Annotated in this window: 25 protein-coding genes; 13 read left to right on the top strand and 12 right to left on the bottom strand. The window is 58.4% G+C overall.

Annotated features, from left to right (window positions below):
- Positions 1 to 22 precede the first annotated feature (22 nt).
- Entirely contained in the window at positions 23 to 1,711 is a 1,689-nt protein-coding gene (locus tag ACN2TU_RS08940) for a Na+/H+ antiporter (RefSeq protein WP_435154763.1), read from the top strand.
- 174 nt (positions 1,712 to 1,885) lie between these two features.
- Positions 1,886 to 2,038 (top strand): hypothetical protein, encoded by a 153-nt coding sequence (locus ACN2TU_RS08935; protein ID WP_435154761.1) that lies wholly within the window; start codon positions 1,886 to 1,888, stop codon positions 2,036 to 2,038.
- On the opposite strand, the gene ACN2TU_RS08930 is transcribed toward ACN2TU_RS08935, so the two are convergent.
- Positions 2,014 to 2,373 (bottom strand): hypothetical protein, encoded by a 360-nt coding sequence (locus ACN2TU_RS08930; RefSeq protein WP_435154759.1) that lies wholly within the window; start codon positions 2,371 to 2,373, stop codon positions 2,014 to 2,016. The two genes, ACN2TU_RS08935 and ACN2TU_RS08930, sit on opposite strands and share 25 nt — an antisense overlap.
- Before the next feature lie 156 nt (positions 2,374 to 2,529).
- Here ACN2TU_RS08930 and ACN2TU_RS08925 point away from each other — a divergent pair, with 156 nt between their 5' ends.
- From ACN2TU_RS08925 to gcvPB, 5 genes are all read left to right on the top strand, one after another.
- Positions 2,530 to 2,697: a hypothetical protein gene (locus ACN2TU_RS08925; protein WP_435154757.1), complete on the top strand. Its 168-nt coding sequence runs from the start codon at positions 2,530 to 2,532 to the stop codon at positions 2,695 to 2,697.
- Positions 2,698 to 2,790: 93 nt separating this feature from the next.
- The gene (gene gcvT, locus ACN2TU_RS08920) at positions 2,791 to 3,885 is read left to right on the top strand and encodes a glycine cleavage system aminomethyltransferase GcvT (RefSeq protein WP_435154755.1); all 1,095 of its coding nucleotides are present in this window, start codon (positions 2,791 to 2,793) and stop codon (positions 3,883 to 3,885) included.
- On the top strand, positions 3,885 to 4,268 hold the full coding sequence (gcvH, locus tag ACN2TU_RS08915) for a glycine cleavage system protein GcvH (protein ID WP_435154754.1): 384 nt from the start codon (positions 3,885 to 3,887) through the stop codon (positions 4,266 to 4,268). Before gcvT ends, gcvH begins: the two co-directional genes overlap by 1 nt.
- Positions 4,269 to 4,492: 224 nt before the next feature.
- Positions 4,493 to 5,830: an aminomethyl-transferring glycine dehydrogenase subunit GcvPA gene (gene gcvPA / locus ACN2TU_RS08910; RefSeq protein WP_435154753.1), complete on the top strand. Its 1,338-nt coding sequence runs from the start codon at positions 4,493 to 4,495 to the stop codon at positions 5,828 to 5,830.
- A complete protein-coding gene (gene gcvPB, locus ACN2TU_RS08905) occupies positions 5,830 to 7,251 on the top strand; it encodes an aminomethyl-transferring glycine dehydrogenase subunit GcvPB (RefSeq protein ID WP_435156159.1) in 1,422 nt (473 codons plus the stop codon). Before gcvPA ends, gcvPB begins: the two co-directional genes overlap by 1 nt.
- Positions 7,252 to 7,694: 443 nt before the next feature.
- Here gcvPB and ACN2TU_RS08900 read toward each other — a convergent pair whose 3' ends face one another.
- The 4 genes from ACN2TU_RS08900 to ACN2TU_RS08885 all read right to left on the bottom strand — a co-directional run bounded on the left by ACN2TU_RS08900 (position 7,695) and on the right by ACN2TU_RS08885 (position 10,828).
- On the bottom strand, positions 7,695 to 8,744 hold the full coding sequence (locus ACN2TU_RS08900; RefSeq protein ID WP_435154751.1) for a zinc-binding dehydrogenase: 1,050 nt from the start codon (positions 8,742 to 8,744) through the stop codon (positions 7,695 to 7,697).
- Between the two features lie 280 nt (positions 8,745 to 9,024).
- On the bottom strand, positions 9,025 to 9,192 hold the full coding sequence (locus ACN2TU_RS08895) for a DUF7838 family putative zinc beta-ribbon protein (RefSeq protein WP_435154750.1): 168 nt from the start codon (positions 9,190 to 9,192) through the stop codon (positions 9,025 to 9,027).
- Positions 9,193 to 9,240: 48 nt separating this feature from the next.
- The gene (locus tag ACN2TU_RS08890) at positions 9,241 to 10,245 is read right to left on the bottom strand and encodes a DHH family phosphoesterase (RefSeq protein ID WP_435154749.1); all 1,005 of its coding nucleotides are present in this window, start codon (positions 10,243 to 10,245) and stop codon (positions 9,241 to 9,243) included.
- 94 nt (positions 10,246 to 10,339) lie between these two features.
- Positions 10,340 to 10,828, bottom strand: coding sequence for a pyridoxamine 5'-phosphate oxidase family protein (locus ACN2TU_RS08885; RefSeq protein ID WP_435154748.1), 489 nt, complete (start codon positions 10,826 to 10,828; stop codon positions 10,340 to 10,342).
- Positions 10,829 to 10,918: 90 nt separating this feature from the next.
- On the opposite strand from ACN2TU_RS08885, the gene ACN2TU_RS08880 reads away from it, so the two are divergent.
- Positions 10,919 to 11,161: a glutaredoxin family protein gene (locus tag ACN2TU_RS08880; RefSeq protein ID WP_435154747.1), complete on the top strand. Its 243-nt coding sequence runs from the start codon at positions 10,919 to 10,921 to the stop codon at positions 11,159 to 11,161.
- Positions 11,158 to 11,691 (top strand): cob(I)yrinic acid a,c-diamide adenosyltransferase, encoded by a 534-nt coding sequence (locus ACN2TU_RS08875; protein WP_435154746.1) that lies wholly within the window; start codon positions 11,158 to 11,160, stop codon positions 11,689 to 11,691. Before ACN2TU_RS08880 ends, ACN2TU_RS08875 begins: the two co-directional genes overlap by 4 nt.
- Before the next feature lie 36 nt (positions 11,692 to 11,727).
- Here the strand turns inward: ACN2TU_RS08875 and ACN2TU_RS08870 are convergent, their stop codons facing one another.
- From ACN2TU_RS08870 to ACN2TU_RS08850, 5 genes are all read right to left on the bottom strand, one after another.
- Complete coding sequence (locus tag ACN2TU_RS08870; protein WP_435154745.1) at positions 11,728 to 12,870, bottom strand: acyl-CoA dehydrogenase family protein; 1,143 nt, start codon at positions 12,868 to 12,870, stop codon at positions 11,728 to 11,730.
- A gap of 212 nt (positions 12,871 to 13,082) precedes the next feature.
- On the bottom strand, positions 13,083 to 13,376 hold the full coding sequence (locus ACN2TU_RS08865) for a DUF8036 family membrane protein (protein ID WP_435154743.1): 294 nt from the start codon (positions 13,374 to 13,376) through the stop codon (positions 13,083 to 13,085).
- A 5-nt stretch (positions 13,377 to 13,381) separates the two neighbouring features.
- Positions 13,382 to 13,657, bottom strand: a complete 276-nt coding sequence (locus tag ACN2TU_RS08860) for a winged helix-turn-helix domain-containing protein (RefSeq protein WP_435154742.1) — start codon at positions 13,655 to 13,657, stop codon at positions 13,382 to 13,384.
- 212 nt (positions 13,658 to 13,869) lie between these two features.
- Entirely contained in the window at positions 13,870 to 15,405 is a 1,536-nt protein-coding gene (locus ACN2TU_RS08855; protein WP_435154740.1) for a molybdopterin-dependent oxidoreductase, read from the bottom strand.
- A gap of 104 nt (positions 15,406 to 15,509) precedes the next feature.
- A complete protein-coding gene (locus tag ACN2TU_RS08850) occupies positions 15,510 to 15,839 on the bottom strand; it encodes a hypothetical protein (protein ID WP_435154739.1) in 330 nt (109 codons plus the stop codon).
- Between the two features lie 251 nt (positions 15,840 to 16,090).
- On the opposite strand from ACN2TU_RS08850, the gene ACN2TU_RS08845 reads away from it, so the two are divergent.
- From ACN2TU_RS08845 to ACN2TU_RS08830, 4 genes are all read left to right on the top strand, one after another.
- A complete protein-coding gene (locus ACN2TU_RS08845) occupies positions 16,091 to 16,909 on the top strand; it encodes an RIO1 family regulatory kinase/ATPase domain-containing protein (RefSeq protein WP_435156157.1) in 819 nt (272 codons plus the stop codon).
- A 64-nt stretch (positions 16,910 to 16,973) separates the two neighbouring features.
- Positions 16,974 to 17,477: a cupin domain-containing protein gene (locus ACN2TU_RS08840; protein WP_435154737.1), complete on the top strand. Its 504-nt coding sequence runs from the start codon at positions 16,974 to 16,976 to the stop codon at positions 17,475 to 17,477.
- Positions 17,478 to 17,928: 451 nt separating this feature from the next.
- Positions 17,929 to 19,464 carry an aldehyde dehydrogenase family protein gene (locus ACN2TU_RS08835; RefSeq protein WP_435154736.1) on the top strand — a complete coding sequence of 512 codons (1,536 nt, stop codon included), beginning with the start codon at positions 17,929 to 17,931 and terminating at the stop codon, positions 19,462 to 19,464.
- 133 nt (positions 19,465 to 19,597) lie between these two features.
- Positions 19,598 to 19,765 (top strand): hypothetical protein, encoded by a 168-nt coding sequence (locus ACN2TU_RS08830; protein WP_435154735.1) that lies wholly within the window; start codon positions 19,598 to 19,600, stop codon positions 19,763 to 19,765.
- Positions 19,766 to 20,179: 414 nt separating this feature from the next.
- Here the strand turns inward: ACN2TU_RS08830 and ACN2TU_RS08825 are convergent, their stop codons facing one another.
- Both ACN2TU_RS08825 and ACN2TU_RS08820 read right to left on the bottom strand, forming a co-directional pair.
- Positions 20,180 to 20,341 carry a hypothetical protein gene (locus tag ACN2TU_RS08825; RefSeq protein WP_435154734.1) on the bottom strand — a complete coding sequence of 54 codons (162 nt, stop codon included), beginning with the start codon at positions 20,339 to 20,341 and terminating at the stop codon, positions 20,180 to 20,182.
- An 84-nt stretch (positions 20,342 to 20,425) separates the two neighbouring features.
- Positions 20,426 to 22,087 (bottom strand): tRNA uridine(34) 5-carboxymethylaminomethyl modification radical SAM/GNAT enzyme Elp3, encoded by a 1,662-nt coding sequence (locus tag ACN2TU_RS08820; protein ID WP_435154733.1) that lies wholly within the window; start codon positions 22,085 to 22,087, stop codon positions 20,426 to 20,428.
- Between the last annotated feature and the right edge of the window lie 388 nt (positions 22,088 to 22,475).

Raw genomic sequence — 22,475 nt, 5'->3', positions numbered from 1 at the left:
CATCCCGACCCAACCGCCAGACATGGCTGCATCATCGGGAATCGAAGCAGGTCTCATCGATTTGCTCGCGGTTTTCATCATCGCGGGAGGCGTCGGCGTCTTCGTCGCAAAAGTCGGCCGCTTTCCGTACACTATCGCCCTGCTCCTCGCCGGACTTGCCGTCTCGATTCTCGGCCTCAACATCGACATTACGCTCTCACACGACCTCATCCTACTCGTCCTCTTGCCACCGCTTCTGTTCGAAGGGGCGGCAACGACCGACTTGGAACGGTTTCGGGAGAACATCGTTCCCGTGTTGGCGCTCGCTGTTCCAGGGTTGATTATCTCGGTTTTGATTTTAGGGTGGGTCGGAAGCTATGCCTTCGGCTATCCGCTGTTGCTCGCCCTGCTGTTCGCCGCGATGGTACTGCCGACCGACCCCGTTTCGGTGCTTGCGCTGTTCGAAGAACTCGGCGCACCGGAGCGGTTGTCGGTACTGGTCGAAGGTGAAAGCCTGCTCAACGACGGTGTCGGCGTCGTGATTTTCTCGACGCTGTTCTTACTGGTGCAAGACTCGGTGGAGAATAACACCGCGCTATCGGAACTCATTTCCCCAGAAGTCATCGCCGACGCGGGTATCGAAATCGTTGTTTCCAGTCTTGGAGGCTTGCTCGTCGGGCTCGCGGCAGGCTATCTCATCTATCGCATCATGGTCAACCTGGACGAGCATATGACCGAAATCGTGCTCACGCTAATCCTCGCCTACGGGAGTTTCCTGCTGGCCGAACATTACCTCCACGTCAGTGGCGTCATTGCCACCGTCGCCGCTGGCCTGTTCATCGGGAATCAGGGTGCGGAGTACGCGATGAGCCCCCAGACCAAGATTTCCATCTTCAACACGTGGGAGACGGCGGCCTTCCTCGTCAACACGCTCATCTTCGTCCTGATCGGCGCGAAAACGCCCATCGCCCAGATGCTCGACAACTGGCAAATAATCGCAATCGCCATCGTGCTGACGCTAGCGGTTCGCGCACTCATCGTCTATCCGATTACGGGCATCGTGAATCGATACAGCAATCGGACGGTTCCGCTCTCGTATCAGCACGTGATGGTTTGGGGCGGGCTTCACGCCTCAATTCCTATCGCGCTCGTGCTCGTTCTGCCAGACAACTTTCCCCGCGTGACGCAACTCCGTGCGATGGTGTTCGGCGTCGCCGCGTTCAGCCTCGTCGTGCAGGGATTGACAATGGGAAACCTGCTCGACAGACTCGGCGTCGTCACCCGAAGCGAAGCGGAAGAGCTGTATGAACTCCTTCTCGGTCGCGCCCGGGCAGTGGACTCCGCGCTCAATGCCGCGAAACGGCTCCACAACAAGGGGGAACTCCCCGGCGACGTATACGAGGACTTCCGCGGCGAATACGAACACGAAAAAGACGACCTGAATTCGGCCATCTCACAACTGCTCATGGATAATCCCGACCTGCGCAGGGAAGAACTCCTCGTCGGGGAGCGTCGCGTCCTGAAAGAAGAAAAGAGCGCCATTATGGACGCGATGCGTTCCGGCGTCGTCAGCGACGACGTGGGTGAGCGACTGTTGGAGGAGGTCGACCTCAAACTCGACCGCGTCGACGGCGGTGAGAGCACGGTCCGAGAAGATCCGGAGAAGGAAGGATACAGGGAGTTCTGGCGCGCACGCGTCGATGAATACGGTCTTTCTACCAGCAACGACTGACCGAATTGGTTCCCTTCGGTGATGATTGACCGAACTGTTTTCCTTGGGTAGTAACTGACCCGAACGTTGAAATACAGAAACGAAACCAGTTCGAACTGGCCGACAACGTGAATACACCAGTCGGTCTGACCATCCATGACCTGCCGAAAATGTTGACACTCCGATTCGTTCGTTTTGCTTCTCGACATCGTTGCTCACGTCACGAGCGACGTCGAACCGCTCGATTGGTCGCTCGCCATTCAGTGCCCCTCGTGTGCGAGCACGGATGTCGCACTCGAAGCGACCGACCTGCTTGCGCGGGTTCAAGACTCGACGACGGAGTCATAAATTCCGTCGCTCGCCGGTGTCGAGGCCTCCGTCCACGTCACGAACGTCGCATCGATAGTGGATGCTGTTCGTGCCAGTCTCGATTCGAGTACTCCGACGGTGACTGGACAGAGACAATCGACGAGCGATGCGTGATGCAACAGCCACACGCTGTCGGGTGTGTGTTCGGTGAGCAACTGCTCCGTAGCCTCGATAGCATCGGCGAACCTGGTCGTATCGAACTGTCTTTTCGCCAGTCCGTCGGAGGTCGGCACTGTTACGTACAGCGGCAGCTGCCAGTGGTCACCGGCGAATGCCGCGACGGTGCCCGTGTCGAACGTCGCGATGTCGTCCATCGTTCCGGTCGGTGGGTCCGATCGCGAACGAGGCTCCAAACGCATCCTCGTTCGCGCGGTCGTCGCACGAACTTCGGCGTCGAAATAGTCATTTGTAACTATTGCGACGAAATAGCTACAAATCCATAACAGTACCGATTACGATGAGGGCTGTAGATGTCTTCCGAACAAATTCTCGGCACGACGACCGTAACCCAACGATGGCGAATCAGCCTCATCAAGGCCGTTCGCGAGGAATTCGCGGACGAAGGGATAGAAGTCGAAGAGGGTGACCGGCTCGTCTTCAAGAAGCGCGACGGACAAATCGTCATCGAACCGGCATAATATGAACACATATTGATAAGTCTTCGACTACGGTACCGGCATGGTGCGACAGAGAAACCAAAACATTACTTCCCTCGCTCCGACGGTTCGAGTATGCCCCTTCGGAAACCGCCGTTGCGCGACCGACACGATGAGCGGGGCGCGACGTTTACCGAGTTCGGCGGGTGGGACATGCCTGTCGAGTTCGATTCGATAAAAGAAGAGCATCAGAGCGTTCGCGATTCCGTCGGCATCTTCGACGTCTCCCACATGGGCGAGATAGAAGTTAGCGGGCCGGATGCCGAACAGCTCATGCAGCGATTGACGACGAACGACGTGACGCAGTTGTCCCCGGGCGACTCCCAGTACTCGATGATCACCGACGAGGACGGTGCTATCATCGACGACACCGTCGTTTACCGACTTCCTGAGGACGATGAGTCCGACTATCTGTTCATCCCGAACGCGGGCCACGACGAGCAGATGCACGACCGCTGGAAGCGGTTCCGAAACGAGTGGGAACTCGACGCGGAAGTTCGGAACGCGACGGACGATTATGCGATGTATGCGGTACAAGGGCCGGATGCCGCCGACGCCGTGAGCGAAGTGACGGACGAGTCCGTCATCGACCTCTCGAAATTCGAGGCGATGTACGCGACCATCGCGGGCGCGCGATGCTGGGTCGCGCGCACCGGGTACACGGGAGAAGACGGATTCGAATTCATCTGCCCGTGGGACGACGCCGAAACCGTCTGGGACGCCTTCGACTGCCAACCGTGCGGTCTCGGATCCCGCGACACGCTTCGCACCGAGATGGGATTCCTCCTGTCCGGGCAGGATTTCAACCACGAGAACGACCCCCGCAACCCCTACGAGGCCAAAGTAAGTTTCACCGTGAAACTCGATACGGAGTTCGTGGGACGTGACGCGCTCGAACGAGCGAAAGAGGATGGCGTCGAGGAGACGTTCGTCGGCTTCCGACTCGTCGACCGAGGCGTTCCCCGTCACGGCTACGATATCACCAACACCGATGACACCATCATCGGCACGGTCACGAGCGGAACGATGAGTCCGACGTTGAACGAACCCATCGGTCTGGGCTACGTGCCGACGGAGTACGCAGACCCGGGAACCGTCATCCGCGTGATGGTGCGTGGCCAGTCGAAGAAAGCAAAGATTGAGAGCACACCCTTCCTGAAAGACAAATAATGAGCTTCAAAGTACCTGAAAACCGCAAGTATCTTGAATCGCACGAGTGGGTAAACGTAACCGACGGCACCGCAAAAATCGGCATCTCCGATTTCGCGCAGGACGAACTGGGCGACGTGGTTTTCGTCGAACTACCGAGCGAAGGCGACGAACTCACGCAGGGCGACGAGTTCGGCGTCGTGGAGAGCATCAAGGCGGTGTCCGACCTCTACTCCCCCGTTTCGGGAACCGTCACGGCCGTCAACGGCGACCTCGAAAACACGCCAGAACTGGTCAACGAAGATCCGTTCGGTGACGGTTGGATGCTCGAAGTCGAGGTGGACGACCAGAGCGAACTCGACGACCTGCTGTCCGCGGAGGAGTACCGCAACCAGATCGAGTAACGCGACCGTTTCGAATTTTCTCACACCTGTTTCGAACCATCGTTCCCAGCGACTGCGGTGGATACACGTGGTAACCGACCACGGGAAAATACGGAGATTGTTTGCGCTATCGTGCATACTTTTCCGGTTTTTTCTCGGTGAATCCATAGGTTTATACACGAATGTGCAGTGCGGGCATCCGCTTTCCACCTATATTAAAGGGGTGCGCTCCCTAGCCGCAGTCAATGACCGGAGGCAACGCGAGTACGGGGAGTCCGTACGCACCGCACACGGTCGAGGAGACGGCGGCGATGCTCGACGCGGTCGGCGTCGAGAGCGTCGAAGACCTCTTCGACATTCCCGAGGCGGTTCGATTCGACGGAGAGTTCGGCATCGAAAAGCGGTCGGAACAGGCAACCCGACACGAGTTACAGCGAACACTCGGCGAAAACCGGAATCTGACCGAGTTCCTCGGGAGAGGACAGTACAGTCATTACATGCCATCGCTGGTCGACCACATCGCGGATCGGTCAGAGTTTCTGACTTCGTACACACAGTATCAACCCGAAGTCACACAGGGATTTCTGCAAGCACTGTTCGAGTACCAGTCGATGTTGGTGGAACTAACTGGGTTGGAAATCGCCAACGCCTCGATGTACGACCACGCGACGGCGCTGGCGGAGTCGGCGTTGCTGGCCTCGCGGGTTCGCCAGACCAGCGGCGACAAAGTGCTCGTGCCGGAGTATCTGCTGCCCGAGCGTCGAAGCGTCCTCGAAAACTACACCGAAGGGCCGGGACTCACCGTCGAGGAGTTCGGCACCGACGACGGAAACGTCGATGTGAACGCACTGTCCGAAGCGATGGACGACGACGTTGTGATGGTGTACGCGGAGAGCCCTACGACCCTAGGTACCATCGAGGAAAACCTCACCGCAATCGGTGACCTCGCACATGACCACGAGGCGCTGTTCTGCCTCGGTTCCGACCCGGTCGCACTCGCACTGTTGCAGAAACCCGCCGATGTCGGTGTCGACGTAGTCGTCGGCGATGCGGCGACGCTCGGCCTGCCAGCGAGTTACGGGATGGGTCTCGGTCTGTTCGCAACGCGCGAACAGTTCGTTCGACAAGTGCCGGGCAGGCTAATCGGAATCAGTGAAGACGTGGACGACAATCGCGCATTCACGCTCACGCTCCAGACGCGCGAACAGCATATCCGCCGGGAGCGGGCGACTTCGAACATCTGTACGAATCAGGCGTGGGTCGCGCTTCGAACCGCAATCCACATCGCATATCTCGGGTCGTCCGGACTGGTCGAACTGGCGGAAAAATGCGTCACGTTGGCCGACGACCTCGCTCAGCGATTAGACGACATCAACGGCGTTCAGGCCCCGGTTTACGACCGACACCATTTCCGTGAATTCGTCGCGCGCACCGACCAACCGGCACCGCCAATCGTCGCCGACCTCGAAGAACGCGGCTTTGCGGTGCACGAAGTCGGCGAACACGAGGTGCAAGTCTGCGTGACTGACGTGAACGAACACGCTGTCGGCGAGTTCGTCACACTGTTCGAGGAGGTGGCATGATGAAGTATACCCAAGCGACGTGGCAACACGAAGATGAAAATCTGTACGAACCGCTCCTCTCGGAGAAAGACGGCTACGCTGTCGAAGTAGACTCGTCCCTGCCGGACGAGTTGACCCGCGATAGCCTCGAATTGCCGGATCTCTCGGAACCCGAACTGGCGCGCCACTACACGCGACTCAGCCAGATGAACTACGGCATCGACAGCGGGCCGTACCCACTCGGTTCCTGTACGATGAAGTACAATCCGAAGTTCACCGAAGACGTGGCCGCGCTTCCGGGCGCGAGTATCCACCCCGACCGCTCCGAGGCAAGCGTGCAGGGAACGCTCGAACTGATGCACGGGTTGCAAGAGTATCTCGGCAAAATCGGCGGTATGGATGCGGTGAGTCTCCAACCGCCTGCGGGTGCGGCGGGTGAGTTCACCGGAATCCTCGTCACGAAAGCCTACCACGAGGCAAACGGCGAGGGTGACCAACGCACCGAAATCATCGTTCCCGACAGTGCCCATGGAACCAACCCTGCCAGTGCCGCACTCGGCGGATACGATGTGGTCGAACTGCCGAGTGCCGAGGACGGACGCGTCGATTTGGACGCACTCTCGGCCGCCGTCGGCGACAGCACCGCGCTGTTCATGCTCACCAACCCGAACACGCTCGGCCTGTTCGAGCGCGATATCGAGGAAATCGCCGAAATCGTCCACGGTGCCGGCGGGCTGCTCTACTACGACGGCGCGAACCTGAACGCCCTGCTCGGGCGCGCTCGCCCCGGCGACATGGGGTTCGATATCATGCACTACAACGTCCACAAGACGTTCGCCACGCCACACGGTGGTGGTGGCCCGGGTGCTGGCCCAATCGGTGTCGGCGAGAAACTGGCCGAGTTCCTCCCCGCGCCGCGGGTCAGAAAGGTAGACAACCGATACGAGCGATTCGACCCCGAGCAGACCATCGGCAAAGTTCATGGATTCACGGGTAACTGGCTCGTGCTGGTCAAAGCCTACGCCTATATCGCGCGACTCGGCGACGAAGGTCTCTCGGACGCCAGCGCGAAAGCCGTGCTCAACGCGAACTATCTGGCCTCACAAATCGAGTACGACGTTCCGTTCGGCCCGTTTCATCACGAGTTCGTCGCCAGCGCGGGCGACCAGGACGCCGCGGACGTTGCGAAGCGAATGCTCGATTACGGCGTCCACCCGCCAACGACGAAGTGGCCGGAAATCGTCTCGGAGGCGCTGATGACCGAACCGACGGAAATCGAGAGTCGGGAAACGCTCGACCAACTCGCCGAAGCGTTCAACGCCGTCGTAGCGGAAGACGACGAGACGCTGGAAGCCGCACCCGAAAAGACGACTGCGAAGCGTATCGACCAGGCGAGCGCCGCGAGAAATCTGCGGCTCTCGTGGCAGGCGCTGGACGAATAGTCGCGCAGTTCGTTTCTTTCGAGTGGAACGGGATTTTGCGCCGAACGTGTAACTGTCAGTCAGTGGAATCGGGGTGAGAGAAACATGCGGTGACACAGTGTAGGTGTTTCCGAACGGTGATTTCTATGCACTGCGACAATCGGTGGGAGTAGTGATTTTTCGCTCGGAGATTCTGACTCGAAGTCAGTAACTTAGCATGTATCGCGAAAATTCGAATCGGAAGTCCGGCAACGGGCCGCTGCCGTCGATACGACCGACGTGCACGACTTCGGAGAATGATTTTGATGCGTTCCTTTCTTTCACCATGTTTGCGGATGGACTGACTACTGACTACATCTGCTTATCCGGTACGAAATGGGATTCACCCTGCAAGATAAAAGTAAGGGGTGATGATTTACCCGCAACCCCGGATACAGACCGCCAGTGCGGAAGGTCTGCCGAAACTACAGTTCGCTGTCCGGGATGACTACGACCTTCCCGAAGCCTTCACGCTCCTCGATGATTTCGTGGGCACGCTCAATTTCGCTCATCGGCAGCGTCTCGCGGATACGAGGTTCGAACGAACCTTCCCAGACGAGTTCGAGCACATCGTCGACTTCGCCAGGAGTCCCCATCGTCGAGCCGTGAATCTCCAGCTGGTTCCAGAAGATGCTGTTGATATCCGTCTCGGGGTCGCGGCCCGTCGTGGCACCACATGTGACGATGGTTCCGCCCTTCGCAAGGCTGTCCAGCGAATCTTTCCAGGTCGCCTTGCCGATGTGATCTACCACCACGTCGACGCCGCGCTCGTCGGTCGCGTCGGCAATAGCGTCAGCGAAGTTCTTCTCGTCATAGTTGATGGTGTGGTCAGCGCCGATGTCAGCGGCGTACCCCAGTTTTTCCTCGGTGCTAGCGGTCGCATACACCTCCGCACCGATGTAGTCGGCAATTTGGACGGCGGCGTGGCCAACCCCGCCGCTGGCACCGAGGACGAGGATAGACTCGCCGGGCTGGAGTTCCGCGCGGGTAACGAGCATCCGCCAGGCCGTCTGGAAGACCAGCGGTGCCGCAGCTGCTGTTTTCCAGTCGACACCCGACGGGACGGGAACGAGATTCTCCGAGGGCACCGCCGTTTTTTCGCTGTGGACGCCACGGACGTGCTCACCAATAATCTTGTAATCCGTACAAAGCGTCGGGTCGCCATCGCGGCAAAACTCGCAGTGCCCGCAGGATAGCCCCGCAGAGACTGCGACCCTGTCTCCCGGTTCGAACCGGTCGACGTCTTCACCTACTTCGTCGACGACGCCAGCGGCATCACTGCCTGGGATGTGTGGCATCTCTAAGTCGAGGCGCTCGAGCGCGCCCAGTCCCATCCGAGTGAAGACGTCGAGGTGGTTCAGCGCACCAGCCTTCACGTCGATGAGAACCTCGTCGCGGTCGATTTCGGGGTCGTCGAACTCGTCGTATTCGAGAACATCTTTGCGACCGTGCTCCGAAAACTGGACGGCTTTCATAACAAATATGAGAATGACTATCAAAAAAACATTAATGGTACCACAGTTGTCTGCCGATACATCGACAATCGACGTAATGATCGAAGTGATTGTGACTTCACCAATGTCGGCCAGTCGAGCCACGATTAGGTCTGAAAACACGCGAAAATAGCCCTCCAAAACTGTGGACGTGAACGACTGTCGGATTTCATATATCGTAATGAAGTTTATTAACTTCGGCAGAGCCACGGCTCATCGTCGTCACTCGGGGTTGAAAAGCCTGAAAAGGGAGAAGTCGAGGTTACGCCGATGCGGAGTCGATGTCGCCGTTGATGCGAACGATTCCGAAGTCGCATTCGGAACAGCGCCACTTCGTTTTCTCGCCGAGGTGGAGAACAGTACTCGCGCTGCGCCAAAACGTCTGTTCGCCCCCACACTCGGGACAGTCATGTTGAATTTCGAGGGTCATGCTCGCCACTCCGGGACTCACGCAGTTTAAGATACTGGTTTCGCTCGACTACTCCTCTCCGCGTTCAAGATGGAGGGCGTCGAAAAATCGGTGTAACACCCGTCGAGAGGCGAAATCCACGAGTTCCCCGTCGTCGGCATTCGAATCGGCGAACAGACCGAGCGGAATCTGGGCACCCGCCATGTCGGCATGTCCGCCCGCACTTCCCACGTCGTCGAATGCCTGTTGGAGGACGTTCCCCGCGTGTACGCGGGGGTCGATGGACCGCGCGCTCATATCGACTGCATCGTTGACGATGCCGAACACCAGCACCGTATCCACGCCTTCGACGTTCAGAAGATAGTCCGCGGCCTGTGCGAGTGCATCCCGCTCGCTCGTTCGACCAGCGGAGGTAGCGAGGGTTGCGCCCCGTTGGACACGGTTTCGAATAGCTTCACCGATGGCGTCCACAGTGGCTGGTGAGAATGCAGCCCCGTACAGTCGTTCCAGCAGTTCGAGATCCGCATGGGGATAGACGTACAGTGCGGCCTCGTACTCGTGGGATGTGGGGTCTCGGATGAAGTCGATTCGTTCGCGATGGAGGGCAAACAGCAGTGCAGAGCCGAGTTGCACGTTCATCTCCATCCCGAGGTCGCGGATGTACTCCACGAGGATGGCAGCAGTCGATCCGTACTCCTCGCGCAGGTCGACGAAATCGCACTTCGGCTCTTCGGTCGAGTGGTGGTCAATAACGATGTCGGGGGTGACAGCTTTGAGTTCCGTGTGGCCTGCCGGTGTCGCATGGTCTACGAATGCGATTTTGTCGAATCGTTCCGGGTCGAACGATTCAGTGTGTTCGAGATTCACGTGCAACAGATTGATGAACGCCCGATTCTGTTGATGCGAAATCGTCCCTCCGTAGAATAGTTCCGTATCCTCGACCCCGCTAAACTTGGCAATGGCTGAGAGCGCGAGTGCACTCGCAATACAGTCCGGATCCGGATTGTCGTGACAGATGATTGCGAGCGAATCGATCCCCGCCAGGTACTCCGCCAATTCCTGTACGCGGGTCATGCTAGATGTTCGACCTGAGACAGTATCAACCCGTGGCTGGGTATCGTCGCTCAATAGTAGAAAATAAATTGTATTTTGCTATACGAAAATCGTCTTAGTCGAATTGCCACCGTGTCGCGTCATCCGGGTAGTCGCTCCACGCCAAGACCGTCTCGGGTCGTACTTCGAAGAAGGGCGTCCCGTGCTGAATCCCGTACTTTCCCTCGTAGGCCGCATCGAGTCGCTCCACGAGTTCGGGTTCCGATTCCTCGATTCGGTCAGCACGCCCCTCGATGATGACGACTTCCGTTCCACTTTCCCGATGAACGACGATTTCGGGCGACACCGCCAGATTCCGCACCCAGCGGGTACTCTTGCCGCCACCGCAGTAGAATGTGTCGTCCACCCAAACACCCCACACTGGTCGGGCGTGAGGGCGACCGTCGGGCAACGTTGTCGTCACCCAGTACGTTTCATCGTCCGCCATCTTCTTTCGGACGAACTCCCACGGGAGCAGTCCCGTTTCGTGGTCGGGGATGCCGTAGCTTTCCTCCGTCGTTGGCCGAGTTCGCCGCGGTTCCCCATCTCCGGGTTCTTTGCCCATGACTCGGTGTACGACGCGATACGCGAAAAATATGCCCGAGGAATCGTCCGGGGGGGAGCTTACTTTAGGCTCGCGTCCGATGATTCCCTCATGCCTTCGATAACGCTGTACTCGCTCGACGGCTGTCCGTACTGCGAGAAAGTCCACGACGCGCTCGATGACGCCGGAATCGAGTACGAGACGGAATGGGTCGAAGCCCTCCACTCGAAACGAAACGAAGTGAAACGCGTTAGCGGCCAGCGAGGCGTTCCCGTTCTCGTTAACGACGAGTCGGGTGTTACGATGGCCGAGAGCGAGAAAATCGTGGCGTACGTGGAGCAGTCGCTCACATGAAAATTTACACCGGACGGGGTGACGCGGGCCAGACCGACCTCCAGAACATGTCCCGCGTCTCGAAAGCAAGCCCACGAATCGAGGCCTACGGCACGGTGGACGAGGTGAACGCCCTCATCGGACGATGCCGACCGACGGGCCACGACGACGTGGATGGGCAACTCCGCGAAATCCAGAACCACCTCCACATCGTGCAGGCCGACTTCGCAAATCCCGACCCTGACGATGACGACCCGCAGGTGGATGACGAGCACGCCGCATTGCTCGAATCGTGGATGGACGACTACGACGAGGAGTTAGACCCGCTCACTTCGTTCATCCTTCCCGGCGGCAGCGAATCGGGGGCGAACTTACACCACGCCCGTGCCGTCTGTCGGCGGGCCGAGCGCCGCGCGGTTGCGCTGGCCAGCGAGGAGGATATCAACGACGACGCCGTGACGTATCTGAATCGATTGTCGGATGCGCTTTTCATTTTGGCACGCGTGGTGAACAATCGTGATGGGGAGCGAGAGGAGAGTCCGACGTACTGAAATCAGTTAAGACCGATAGAAAGGATTCGCTACTGCTTACAATCCCAATTCTCGCCCGATAACGAGGTGCTGAATCTCGCTCGTCCCTTCACCGATTTCCATCAGTTTCGCGTCACGCAGGAATCGCTGCGGGGCGAAATCCTCGGTGTAGCCGTAGCCGCCGAGCACCTGCACTGCATCTTCCGAAACCTTCCGGGCTGACTCGCTGGCGTCGAGTTTTGCCAGCGCGCTCTCGTGGGAGACGGAGTAGCCTTCGTCGTACTTGCACGCGGCCTTGTGGGTCAGCAGGCGCGAACGCTCGATTTTCCGGTCCATGTCCACGACCTTGTTGCGAATGGCGTCGAACTTCGAAATCGGTTTGCCGAACTGCTCGCGCTCTTTGCTATACTCCTTCGCGGCCTCAAAGGCACCCTGTGCGATACCGGTCGAGAGCGCGGCGATGGAGATGCGCCCGCCGTCGAGCGTTTTCTTCGTCTGCTCCCAGCCGTCGCCCTCCTCGCCGAGCAGGCGGTCTTCCGAGAGACGCACGTCCGAGAGCTGAATCTCGCATGTCGGCGAGGCATTGAGTCCCATCTTGTCCCAGACGGTCGTGACTTCGAATCCGTCGTCCTCCTCGGGGTCAACGATGAAGGTCGAGATGCCGCCGTAGCCAGCATTGGAGTCCGTGACTGCCTTGACGAGGACGCTCCCCGCCACGTTGGCGTTGGTGATGAACTGTTTCGTTCCGTTGAGAACCCACTCGTCGCCCTCTTTTTCCGCAGTCGTGTCCATGTCGCTCGCGTCCGACCCGGAACCGGGTTCCGTGAGCGCCCACGAACCGAGATACTCGCCTTCCGCGAGCGGCGTGAGCCACCTTTCTTTCTGCGCTTCCGTCCCGAACAGTTCGATAGGTTTCGACGCCAGCGAGATGTGTGCGGCGTAGGAGAGGCCGATAGAACCGGAAACGCGCCCCAGTTCCTCGGTGACGAGGGCGTACATCAACTGGTCGCCGCCGAGTCCGCCATACTCCTCGCTGACCGGGACACCCATCATGTCGAGGTCAGCGAGTTGGTCGAAAATCTCATCAGGGAATCGGTGTTCACTCTCGATTTCCTGTGCAATCGGCTCGATTTCTTCGTCGCAGAACTCCCGGACGGTGTCCCGTACCATCCTGTGCTCGTCTGGGAGGTTGAAATCCATACGCAAAATTTGTGCGAGTTGGAGTATAAAGACACCGAAGCAGGAGACCTGCTTCGAGGTCTCGTTCACTTCGCTCATGAGGACACAAAAGCAAGGGAACTTGCTTCGAGGTCTCACTCACACCTCCGTCGTTCACGAGGACACCGCAACACCGTTGCTGTTGCGATCCTTTGGACGCCCCCAAAGGAATCACGAGAAGAGGTGATGCTATTTTATTTCACCGTGACGTACGTGAGAGTAACGATCGCGATAAACTCTAGCGTTCGCAAAATTGCCAGCGTGCGTTGGACTTCGGCGTCCATCGAGTACACCATGCCTGTACTAAAAAGGAGATACAGCGCCAGGGCGTTCTCGATGAGGAGCACGACGCCGAACGTAATCAGCCCTAAAATCAAGGATGTCCGAAACGTTCGGTAGTTTCGCACCCACATGACTGTCAAAATGAGGAGCAGTAACACGTTCACACCCGCAAACCCACCCGTTATTAACGGCTCCAACTCGGTCATGTGGCTCAGTCCATCGTCTGGAGTATCCGTTCGTACTCCTTCCTGTGTCGTTCGAACTGGTCAGTTAGGAAATACGACTTCGCGTAATCGCTGTCTTCGGTTTCCAAGATGTCGTTATCGACGAGCATATCGAGGTGGTATCGAATCGTGTTGTAATCTTGGCCGATGTCCTCCGCGAGTTGGTTGGCGTTCCGCGGTTGCTCGTCTAACGCACGGATAATTCGAACGCGGTTCGTACCGCCACGTGTCGCGGTGAGCAGTTGCCACATCGTCTTTCTCATACCAATCACTTTCAATGTGCTGTGAAAGGGGGTGACCCCGTCGCTACGAACGTCGGGAACTGAGCGCGAGCGTATCGCGGAGCGGCGACGAATGCTGCCTTCCGCCGAGACGGCGGCGCGTGGAAAGAACGTATCTCGTACGGTTACGGCACCACCGTCTGAGTACCCACAGTCCTGACCGAAGCGTTCGGACGAGCACAGGCATCCGTTTTTCATTGTTCGTTCGCCGCCATATTTACGGTTCTGGAAACCCATCCCGACGGGCCGTTGGGGAAGGGCTCGGCCCTTTCTTGCGGTTGGAGGGTACCAGTTCCATCAGTCGCGCGAACGACGACTTCGTGCGACTCCGTCGCTGGCGGTTCGTACGTGTATTCCCACTGTCGCCACACGGCTTCTCCGGAAAGCGGTGCGGAGAGGGTCGCCTCGTGCCACGGACCGCCGTCGCCGTTAACGGAGACTTTGACGGATTGGATTCCGCGCGTACCGGCGTACGCATGGCCGCCAACTTGAATCCGACCGTCGGGAAGATGATTGATAGCGTGGAACTTCGCGACCGTTTTTACCGGCCCAGTTCCGTGCCATCCCCGTTGCTCCCAGTATCCCGTCACCTCCTCTTCCGAGAACTCTATCTCGGTAATCCACTTGACGTTCGGTTCACCCCAATGACCGGGAAGAAGCGCCCTGACGGGAGCACCGTGCTCGCGCGGGAGGCCTCGACCGTTCATACCGTACGCAAGCATGCCACCACGAAGCGCCTCGACCGGGAACTCCTCGTAGTAATCATCCGCCGCGCGCAGAACGACGTAGCTTCCGTTCGGCTTCGCTTCGTCGACGACGTTCATAATCGGCACTCCCGTCCAAATCGCGTTGTCCATCTTCGTTCCGTTGAGCGAATCGCCGACGCACCGAAGGGTGTAGAACCGGTCGTCAGCCTCCATCGAAGTGATGTCGGTGTAGCTGTAGGTTCGTTCCTGTTCGACGGCCCCGGTAACGGAGAGCGTCCACTCTTCCGTATCCACTGCCGGGTCGATGTTGTTGATATCGACCTCGTAGAAGCTCTCCGTATCGCTAATCAGGGGGTCGATTCCGGGAATGTCGAGGGACTTCGCAGTGGCCTCTTCGAACAGCTGTTGTCGTCGCGGCGTCGTTTCGAGGCGCTCAGACGATGTCGTCGCTTGCTGACTTCCGAAGAAGTATCCGAAGAGGCTAATTCCGAGGGCACTTGCGAGCCCGCCGAGTAGTCGTCGGCGCTCGCTACTGTGAGTATCATCCACGCTTCCACTCGTACCCCGCAACAACTCGCTGACGGCGATGACGGTTGCGCTTGCAAAACCGGTGCTGAGGGCAGAAAACGCAGGCAGGGTAGCTTCGGTCACGGACGCTGTAGCCAACCATCCGAGAGAAGCCGTTAAACCGATGGCTGTTACCGCGGATTCGAACCGCTGTCCGACGACGAGCGCAATCAACGACGTACCGGCGAGCAGCGCAACTGCGAGAAAGATCGCAGTTCCGAGATTGAGTAGCTCGCCGAAGCTACCGAGTGTCGTGATAGCGAAGGAGACAACTGGGGCGAGCATCGCTCGAGCGAGAAAGCCAGCGATTGGCGCGACGATAAACGAGGGTGTGTCCCCTGCGTAGGCATAGGATCCAGACACGCCAGCGATGCCGGCGAAGAGGGCGACGAGTAGCGTCCTCACCGTTTCCCGCCGTGACGCTGGAATCCCGTTCGTGAAAGTCGAGAAATTCATCGTATCGGTTTTGAGTGTTCGAGTGGGGTGTCAGATTCTCAGCTATGCTTGCGCCGTACCGAACAGTCGGTTACGGCTGACGCGAGCGTTACCGAACCGCTCCATCAGCCCTCGGTGGTCGTCGTTTCGTCATCCATGGATTCATTTCCTCCATCGTCCATCGAACCGTTCTCTCCCATCGAGTCGTTATCCATGGAATCGTTGCCCATCGAGTCATTGTCCATCGACTCATTGCCCATTGTGTCGTTGTCCATCGAGTCGTTATCCATGGAATCGTTACCCATCGAGTCATTGTTCATCGAGTCGCCGTCCTGCTCCTGGCCGCCGCTTCCTCCGTCCAAATTCGTACATCCTGCGAAGACACCCGCGGTAAGTGCCGCAGTCGCAGTTATGAAGTGACGCCGGTCGAGTTCCGCCATCTTCCGTTTGACCATACTCACCAGTTGATGGGAATCGGATATAGGAATTTTTCAAATTCAATACAGATTCACCACCAACTTGTTCACAAATGTTTCTAGAATCTCTCCGTCGCTCGCTACTTCCTCGGCTCGTCACTGATGAAATAGTCTGCTCAATCGATGAATTCGAAAGCGGTGCCCACATTCGGACGATATTACTGATGGAACCAGCACTCCGCCACTGTCGGCGGGAGAGTTTATCAGTCGGGGGAACCAAACGAACCGCGATGGGTATCCGGCGACTGGTACGTGGTAAGATAGAGTGGCCTCGCATCGAAGCGGTCGTTCGCGAAATCGCAGAACGATACGACCGCAACGAGGTTCGGGTCGAGTTCATCGACGCCGACAACTGGCTCTCGACCCCCTGCGTCGTGGACGACCAGTGGTTCGTCAAAATCACGTCGGATCAGAACTCGCTCGTCCACGCGCTCTTTACCAGTGCCCGGAATTTGGGTGCGTTTTCGAGCGGCACCGAGGGCTTTTTCGAGCATTTCGCTGGCCCGAACGAGATGGCGGAGCACGAACTGGAAGCGACGAAGAAGATGCGCGAAATCGGCTTGAACGTTCCAGCACCGATAGAGGCCTTCGAATACGACGATCTCGGCGTGCTGGTGATGGAGTATCTGCCGGAGTTCGAAACGTTCGAGGAACTGTCCGACGAAGGGATGCACGACCACGCCTCGGAGTTATTCGAGTCGCTCTCGCGCATGCACGACAACAACCTCGCGCATGGTGATCTTCGGGGAGAAAACGTGCTCATCGCGAACGACGAAATCTACTTCATCGACGCGACGAGCGTGAACGAAGACCGTATCGACGAGGCGAGGTCGTACGACCTCGCCTGTGCCCTCGCGTCGCTCGCGCCCCTCATCGGCGCTCGTGACGCAGTGATGGCCGCTCGAGAGCATTACTCGGCCGAAGAACTGCTCGTCGCCCGCGAGTTCCTTGATTTCGTGAACATGCGACCCGACCACGATTTCGATGCCGTCACGGTGAAAGGGGAAATCGAGAAACTGGCCGACGCCGAAGACGGCGAGGCTAGCTGATCGCAAGCAGGAACGCTTTTCCGTAGTCGATACCCTCTTTTCTGTAGTCAGTGAGGGCACACGTATGCACGACCAACGACCGCGAGTCGTCAACGAATCGGCTCTCGATTGGGTCGAGAAATCGCACGGGGACGAGTTCCACATTCGCCGCAAACAACTGGGAGCGAAATCGGGCGGGGAGCAGTTGGGGTGTAGCCTCTACGAACTTCCACCCGGGAAGAAATCGTGGCCGTACCACTATCACACGGGAAACGAAGAGGCGATTTACGTCCTCGATGGCGAGGGAACGCTCCGAATCGAGAACGTCGAAGCGAGCCTCGAAGCGGGCGATTACGTCGCGTTTCCGGTCGGCGAGGAGTACGCCCGACGGGTCATCAACGACTCCGACGACGAACTCCGCTACCTCTGTTTTTCGACCATGCGTGAACCGGACGTGTCTGTGTATCCCGACTCGGAGAAAATCGGCGTGTTCGCCGGGTCTGCACCCGGTGACCACGAGGGGCGGACGTTGAGCGGCTACTTCCCACTCGATTCCGAAGTGGACTACTGGCACGGGGACGGCGAGTAACGAAGGCGACCCGATTTCGGAAGGTTTCTCCTGTAAAAACCCCGGTGAGAAATCTTATTGGATGCTTGACCGAATTTATGAATATGTCCGTGACTGTGCCCCGCGCAGGTCGCTACGCGTTCGGATTTGGAACGATTTCCCTCGCGATGTTGGTATTTGGGGTTGGTTTCGTCCATCTTCTCGCTGCGGTTCTCCATGCAACCCTGCGCCCATCGTTGCCGGTGTGCTGTTGTTCATGGCCGGGCTCGGCGTAACACCTGCCGGACGTCAGCTCATCGAACGTCTCTCTGGTTCCCCTGTCACTTCCCGAAAATATAGCGTTCGTCTGTGCTATCGTTCTTTGCGCGGCCGCTGTCGGGATTGCAGTCGTATTTCTCTGAGTCGTCGGACGGTATCCCCGACAAGTAAGAGTCTTTTTTATGGTGCCGACTCAAATCTCATCGAGTACAACATGAGCCAACAAGCTAGCGAGCAGGTTTACAGTCACTACATCGGTGGCGAGTGGAGCGAGGGAGAGGGCGACGAGACGTTCGAGAGCGTCAATCCGGCGACGAAGGAGTCGCTCGGCGAGTTCCACCGAGGGACACCCGCGGACATCGACGTTGCGCTGGCCGCCGCGGAGGAGGCCGAAGACGAGTGGGCAAGCCTCTCGTACATCGACCGTGCGGAACACCTCTGGGACATCTACCACGAACTGAAAAAACGAACGGACGAACTCGGCGAAGTCATCACGAAGGAGTGCGGGAAGGAAATCTCCGAAGGAAAAGCCGACGTGGTCGAGGCCGCGCACATGGTCGAATGGGCTGCGGGCAACGCCCGCCACCCGCACGGCGACGTGGTACCGAGCGAAATTGGCGCGAAAGACGCCTACATGCGCCGGAAGCCGCGAGGCATCATCGGTTGCATCACCCCGTGGAACTTCCCGGTCGCCATCCCGTTCTGGCACATGGCTCTCGCGCTGGTCGAAGGGAACACCGTCGTGTGGAAACCCGCCGAGCAAACGCCGTGGTGTGGCCAAATCATCGCCGAGATGTTCGAGGACGCGGGTGTCCCCGAAGGCGTGTTCAACATGGTCCAAGGCTTCGGCGACGCCGGAAACGCCATCGTCGAGGACGACCGCGTGGACACCGTCCTGTTCACCGGTTCCTCGGAAGTCGGTCACAAAATCGCGGGCAAGGTCGGCGGCGAACCCGGCAAACTCGCGGCCTGTGAGATGGGTGGCAAAAACGGTATCGTCATCACCGAAAACGCGGACCTCGACATCGCAGTCCACAGCGCCATCATGTCCTCGTTCAAGACGACGGGTCAGCGCTGTGTCTCCTCCGAGCGACTCATCGTCCACGAGGACGTGTACGACGAGTTCAAGGAGCGCTACGTCGAACTCGCGAAGGAAGTCTCGGTCGGTGACCCACTCGACGAAGGTACCTTCATGGGTCCGATGGTCAACGAGGAACAGGTCGAGAAGTTCGGCAAGTACAACCAACTCGCCAAGGACGAGGGTGCCGAAGTGCTCGTTGACCGCGAGGAACTCGACGACGACGAGATTCCGGACGGCTTCGAGGATGGCTACTGGGTCGGCCCGTTCGTCTACGAAGTCGATTACAGTCCCGACCTGCGCTGTATCCACGAGGAAGTCTTCGGCCCGCACGTCGCCCTCATGAGCTACTCGGGTGACATCGAGGACGCAGTAGAAATCCACAACGACACGCCATACGGACTGGCTGGTGCAATCATCAGCGAGGATTACCGCCAGGTCAACTACTTCCGCGACAACGCGGAAATCGGACTCGCCTACGGTAACCTGCCGTGCATCGGTGCGGAGGTTCAACTGCCGTTCGGCGGCGTGAAGAAGTCCGGAAACGGTTACCCGAGCGCCCGTGAAGCCATCGAAGCGGTCACAGAGCGCACCGCATGGACCATCAACAACTCGAAGGACATCCAGATGGCCCAGGGTCTGTCGGCGGACATCAAGACCGAAGACGAATAAACGCCGAGTGTAACGAGGCGCTCGTTCGTTTTCGCCGAAGACGAGGGAACTCGATTCCCGTTTTTTCGAAAACGCGTACAACCGAATCAGTACGACGAGAAAGCATTTACCGTTCTAGAGAATGGTTGGGAGTATGAACAGTGATGACGTCGTTACCTTCGCTTTGGCGCTCGTCGCGGCAGTACTCTCGCTCCTCCTCATTGGGAGGGGAAAAGTAGCGGATAGCTTGCTATTCGTTCTCGCGTTCGTCATTTTCGGTGGGCTCATCTTCTTCAAATCGCTCCTTCGTGCCGCGAACTGAGTCGCTCACGAACTTCGAGCGCACCCTTGTCACATGTGGCCAGTCCCTCTCTCCGGCGACCGATCGTTCCCTCAAGTTTCGACTACGGGATTCCGATGACGAAGTTTCGAAGTAGAATAGTCACGAAGATGGTGTTTCGGTTTTGGTTTGCGAAGAGTGGAAGACGACTGGAGACGAGGGGTGTTGGGTTGTGGCTTCCGGAAGCCGGTGGGTTCCGACCAGTGTGCCCACGCGACGAGGCGCACAGTCCCGATGTGCCGACAAACGACGAGAAAAGCGTCGCGTATCGGCGTTTGGTGTTTTTTGCTTCTTACTTATAAATCTTGTACAACCTGGCTTCCGGTGTCGGCGTGTTGGAAATTCTCGAAGGAAACTCGATGGGAGTAGGTGCGAGGAATCGATGCGAAAGAGGAGTCACAGACGGAACCGGTTCACAATCACCTGCCGACCATTCGGCATCGAAAGCCACCGGCGAATGAGGTCGGTTACGTACTCACTCGGGTTTAACACGGTATACATCGCGTACACGAAAAGGAGCAGGGCGAGTCCTTGAACGACGACGAGTTCGAGTGACATGGTGAGTAAGCTTGTTGTCCAATAGTTCGTCCACAGACGAAAAATACGAGCCGGCCAAACCGGGACAAAAGCCGGTTGCTTTGCTCAGATCCGCTTGCTCACGTAGGGGCCGTCCTGATGATAGCCGAGTTTGTTCCGGTAGTACTCGCGCGCCCCGATACCGGAGATGACGCTGAGTTTCTCGTAGCCCGTGTCCCTCGCGAGGTCTTCCGCTTTCTCCATCAGTTGGCGACCGTAGCCGCGGTGTTGATGTTGGGTGTCCTCGCTGTCGGATCCGACCGACACCTCGCTTCCGTAGACGTGGAGTTCGCGGATGAGGGCCGCGTTGTCGAGTTCTCGACGAACCGGGTCGCTGGGGAACCGGAGGCGACAGAAACCGACGAGCAGATCCTTGTCGAAATCCTCGAAGCTGATGAAGTGTTCCGTGCCGGCGCCCGCTTCGTAGGTCAGCACGTCGAGTTCGACGTTTTCGGGTTCCTCGTCGTTCATACCGACCTCCCTGCATCGGATGCAGTCACAGGTCCAGCCGTGTTCGTCCATCTTCTTCCGGGCGAGCTGTCGGAGGTTGGATTTCCACACTCCAGCGTCGATGAAGTCGGCGGGGATGTCTCTCTGAACGCGCTGGAGGCGGACGTACCGCGGAATCATCGACTTGATTTCCGCGACGAGTTCCGCGGCCTCCTCGTTTCGCAGGGGTTCGTACTCGTCCTGATACCACCAGTCGTAGGTGGCGGTGCCGCGGACGACCAGCGTCGGGTAAATCTTCAGGTAGTCCGGTTTCCACTTCTCGTCCTCGAAGATGCGCCGGAAGTCCTCGACGCACATCTCCTTCGACATGCCGGGTTGCCCCGGCATCATGTGGAAGCCGACTTTGAACGCCGAATCGCGGAGGCGCTGATTCGCGTCGATAGAGGCCTGCGCGCCGTGGCCGCGGTGCATCTCGCGGTTGATTCGCTCGAACGTGGTTTGAACGCCGACTTCGACCTTTGTGCCGCCCAAATCGAGCATCCGGTCAATCTGCTCGGGGTCACACCAGTCGGGTTTCGTCTCGAACGTGGTGCCGATGTTGCGCACGTCGTTCGTCTCGTTTTCTGCGATAACATCCTCCAGATACGAAAACTCGTACTCGTTGAAATCCTGCGCGAAACTCACGCCTTCCGCCGGTTCGGGTTCCTTGTTCACGTCGTAGTCGTTCATGGCCTCCAGCGCGCGCTTGACGAACCACTCCTGGTAGTCGTGGCTTCGGGCGGTCATCGTCCCGCCCATCAGGATGAGTTCGACTTTATCGACGGGATGGCCGATTTCGCGCATCTGCTCCAGCCGAAGGGTGACCTGTCCGTAGGGGTCGTAATCGTTCTGGACACCGCGGGCCGCGGCCGGTTCGTGGCCCGTGTAGCTCTGCGACGAGGAGAATTCGGAGCCGGGGCCGCCGGGACAGTAGAGACATTTCCCGTGTGGGCACTGGTGCGGACTGGTCATGATCGCAACCGGAGAGACGCCCGACGCGGTTCTGACGGGTTTGCGCTGGAGCACGGCTTCTAACTCCTCACGCTGGTCGTTCGGCGCGTGGTCGAGAATCTCGGAGTTCTTCGGCACTTTCGCGGCGGAGAACTCCGAACAGGCTTGCAGCTTGGCACTTTCCACGTCGTCGCGCTCGATGTCGCCCGCGAGGATGCGTTCGACGAGTGCCTCGCAGACCTGCTCGAACGCCTCGCTTTCCGTGGCGTCCGGCGTCTCGGTACTCATTACGTCATATTTGGTCGGTTCTGCCGGATAAGCGTGTCGTCTACGACTAGCACTCGGCGTTCGATTTCGTTTGTGGTTCGAAGGTATCGTCAATTTCAGTTCGCCGTTGTGATTCTCGGGGTTGATTGTGACGACGTGTTGTTTGCAACCGCTAGATGCAGGCCACGCCCTCACTCGTCGCTCACTCCTTGCAGTCGTTCGCTCCTCGTTTCGCCCGTTGCCACCAGGAACCGCGGGGCGGGCAAGCCAGCGGCTTGCCCGCCCAATCCAAGGCCGACCAGCCGTCTTCTGTGGGAACTCGTCTTTTGACGCTGGAACGGAAACCCGTATTATGACACATAGTAGCAAGGAGATCAGTCACTAGGCGGTCCGAGGTGTCTGCCTCGAC

The sequence above is a fragment of the Haladaptatus marinus genome (assembly GCF_051194195.1).
The sequence above is the reverse complement of the archived record's forward strand: the minus strand, read 5'-3'. Positions and strand labels throughout refer to the sequence as shown.

What these genes read in the sequence shown, in the direction of transcription:
- ACN2TU_RS08940 (WP_435154763.1), top strand. Translation starts at nt 23, where the DNA reads ATGGCTGCATCATCGGGAATCGAAGCAGGTCTCATCGATTTGCTCGCG.
- ACN2TU_RS08930 (WP_435154759.1), bottom strand. Translation starts at nt 2,373, where the DNA reads ATGGACGACATCGCGACGTTCGACACGGGCACCGTCGCGGCATTCGCC.
- ACN2TU_RS08925 (WP_435154757.1), top strand. Translation starts at nt 2,530, where the DNA reads ATGTCTTCCGAACAAATTCTCGGCACGACGACCGTAACCCAACGATGG.
- gcvT (WP_435154755.1), top strand. Translation starts at nt 2,791, where the DNA reads ATGCCCCTTCGGAAACCGCCGTTGCGCGACCGACACGATGAGCGGGGC.
- gcvH (WP_435154754.1), top strand. Translation starts at nt 3,885, where the DNA reads ATGAGCTTCAAAGTACCTGAAAACCGCAAGTATCTTGAATCGCACGAG.
- gcvPA (WP_435154753.1), top strand. Translation starts at nt 4,493, where the DNA reads ATGACCGGAGGCAACGCGAGTACGGGGAGTCCGTACGCACCGCACACG.
- gcvPB (WP_435156159.1), top strand. Translation starts at nt 5,830, where the DNA reads ATGAAGTATACCCAAGCGACGTGGCAACACGAAGATGAAAATCTGTAC.
- ACN2TU_RS08900 (WP_435154751.1), bottom strand. Translation starts at nt 8,744, where the DNA reads ATGAAAGCCGTCCAGTTTTCGGAGCACGGTCGCAAAGATGTTCTCGAA.
- ACN2TU_RS08895 (WP_435154750.1), bottom strand. Translation starts at nt 9,192, where the DNA reads ATGACCCTCGAAATTCAACATGACTGTCCCGAGTGTGGGGGCGAACAG.
- ACN2TU_RS08890 (WP_435154749.1), bottom strand. Translation starts at nt 10,245, where the DNA reads ATGACCCGCGTACAGGAATTGGCGGAGTACCTGGCGGGGATCGATTCG.
- ACN2TU_RS08885 (WP_435154748.1), bottom strand. Translation starts at nt 10,828, where the DNA reads ATGGGCAAAGAACCCGGAGATGGGGAACCGCGGCGAACTCGGCCAACG.
- ACN2TU_RS08880 (WP_435154747.1), top strand. Translation starts at nt 10,919, where the DNA reads ATGCCTTCGATAACGCTGTACTCGCTCGACGGCTGTCCGTACTGCGAG.
- ACN2TU_RS08875 (WP_435154746.1), top strand. Translation starts at nt 11,158, where the DNA reads ATGAAAATTTACACCGGACGGGGTGACGCGGGCCAGACCGACCTCCAG.
- ACN2TU_RS08870 (WP_435154745.1), bottom strand. Translation starts at nt 12,870, where the DNA reads ATGGATTTCAACCTCCCAGACGAGCACAGGATGGTACGGGACACCGTC.
- ACN2TU_RS08865 (WP_435154743.1), bottom strand. Translation starts at nt 13,376, where the DNA reads ATGACCGAGTTGGAGCCGTTAATAACGGGTGGGTTTGCGGGTGTGAAC.
- ACN2TU_RS08860 (WP_435154742.1), bottom strand. Translation starts at nt 13,657, where the DNA reads ATGAGAAAGACGATGTGGCAACTGCTCACCGCGACACGTGGCGGTACG.
- ACN2TU_RS08855 (WP_435154740.1), bottom strand. Translation starts at nt 15,405, where the DNA reads ATGAATTTCTCGACTTTCACGAACGGGATTCCAGCGTCACGGCGGGAA.
- ACN2TU_RS08850 (WP_435154739.1), bottom strand. Translation starts at nt 15,839, where the DNA reads ATGGTCAAACGGAAGATGGCGGAACTCGACCGGCGTCACTTCATAACT.
- ACN2TU_RS08845 (WP_435156157.1), top strand. Translation starts at nt 16,091, where the DNA reads ATGGGTATCCGGCGACTGGTACGTGGTAAGATAGAGTGGCCTCGCATC.
- ACN2TU_RS08840 (WP_435154737.1), top strand. Translation starts at nt 16,974, where the DNA reads ATGCACGACCAACGACCGCGAGTCGTCAACGAATCGGCTCTCGATTGG.
- ACN2TU_RS08835 (WP_435154736.1), top strand. Translation starts at nt 17,929, where the DNA reads ATGAGCCAACAAGCTAGCGAGCAGGTTTACAGTCACTACATCGGTGGC.
- ACN2TU_RS08830 (WP_435154735.1), top strand. Translation starts at nt 19,598, where the DNA reads ATGAACAGTGATGACGTCGTTACCTTCGCTTTGGCGCTCGTCGCGGCA.
- ACN2TU_RS08825 (WP_435154734.1), bottom strand. Translation starts at nt 20,341, where the DNA reads ATGTCACTCGAACTCGTCGTCGTTCAAGGACTCGCCCTGCTCCTTTTC.
- ACN2TU_RS08820 (WP_435154733.1), bottom strand. Translation starts at nt 22,087, where the DNA reads ATGAGTACCGAGACGCCGGACGCCACGGAAAGCGAGGCGTTCGAGCAG.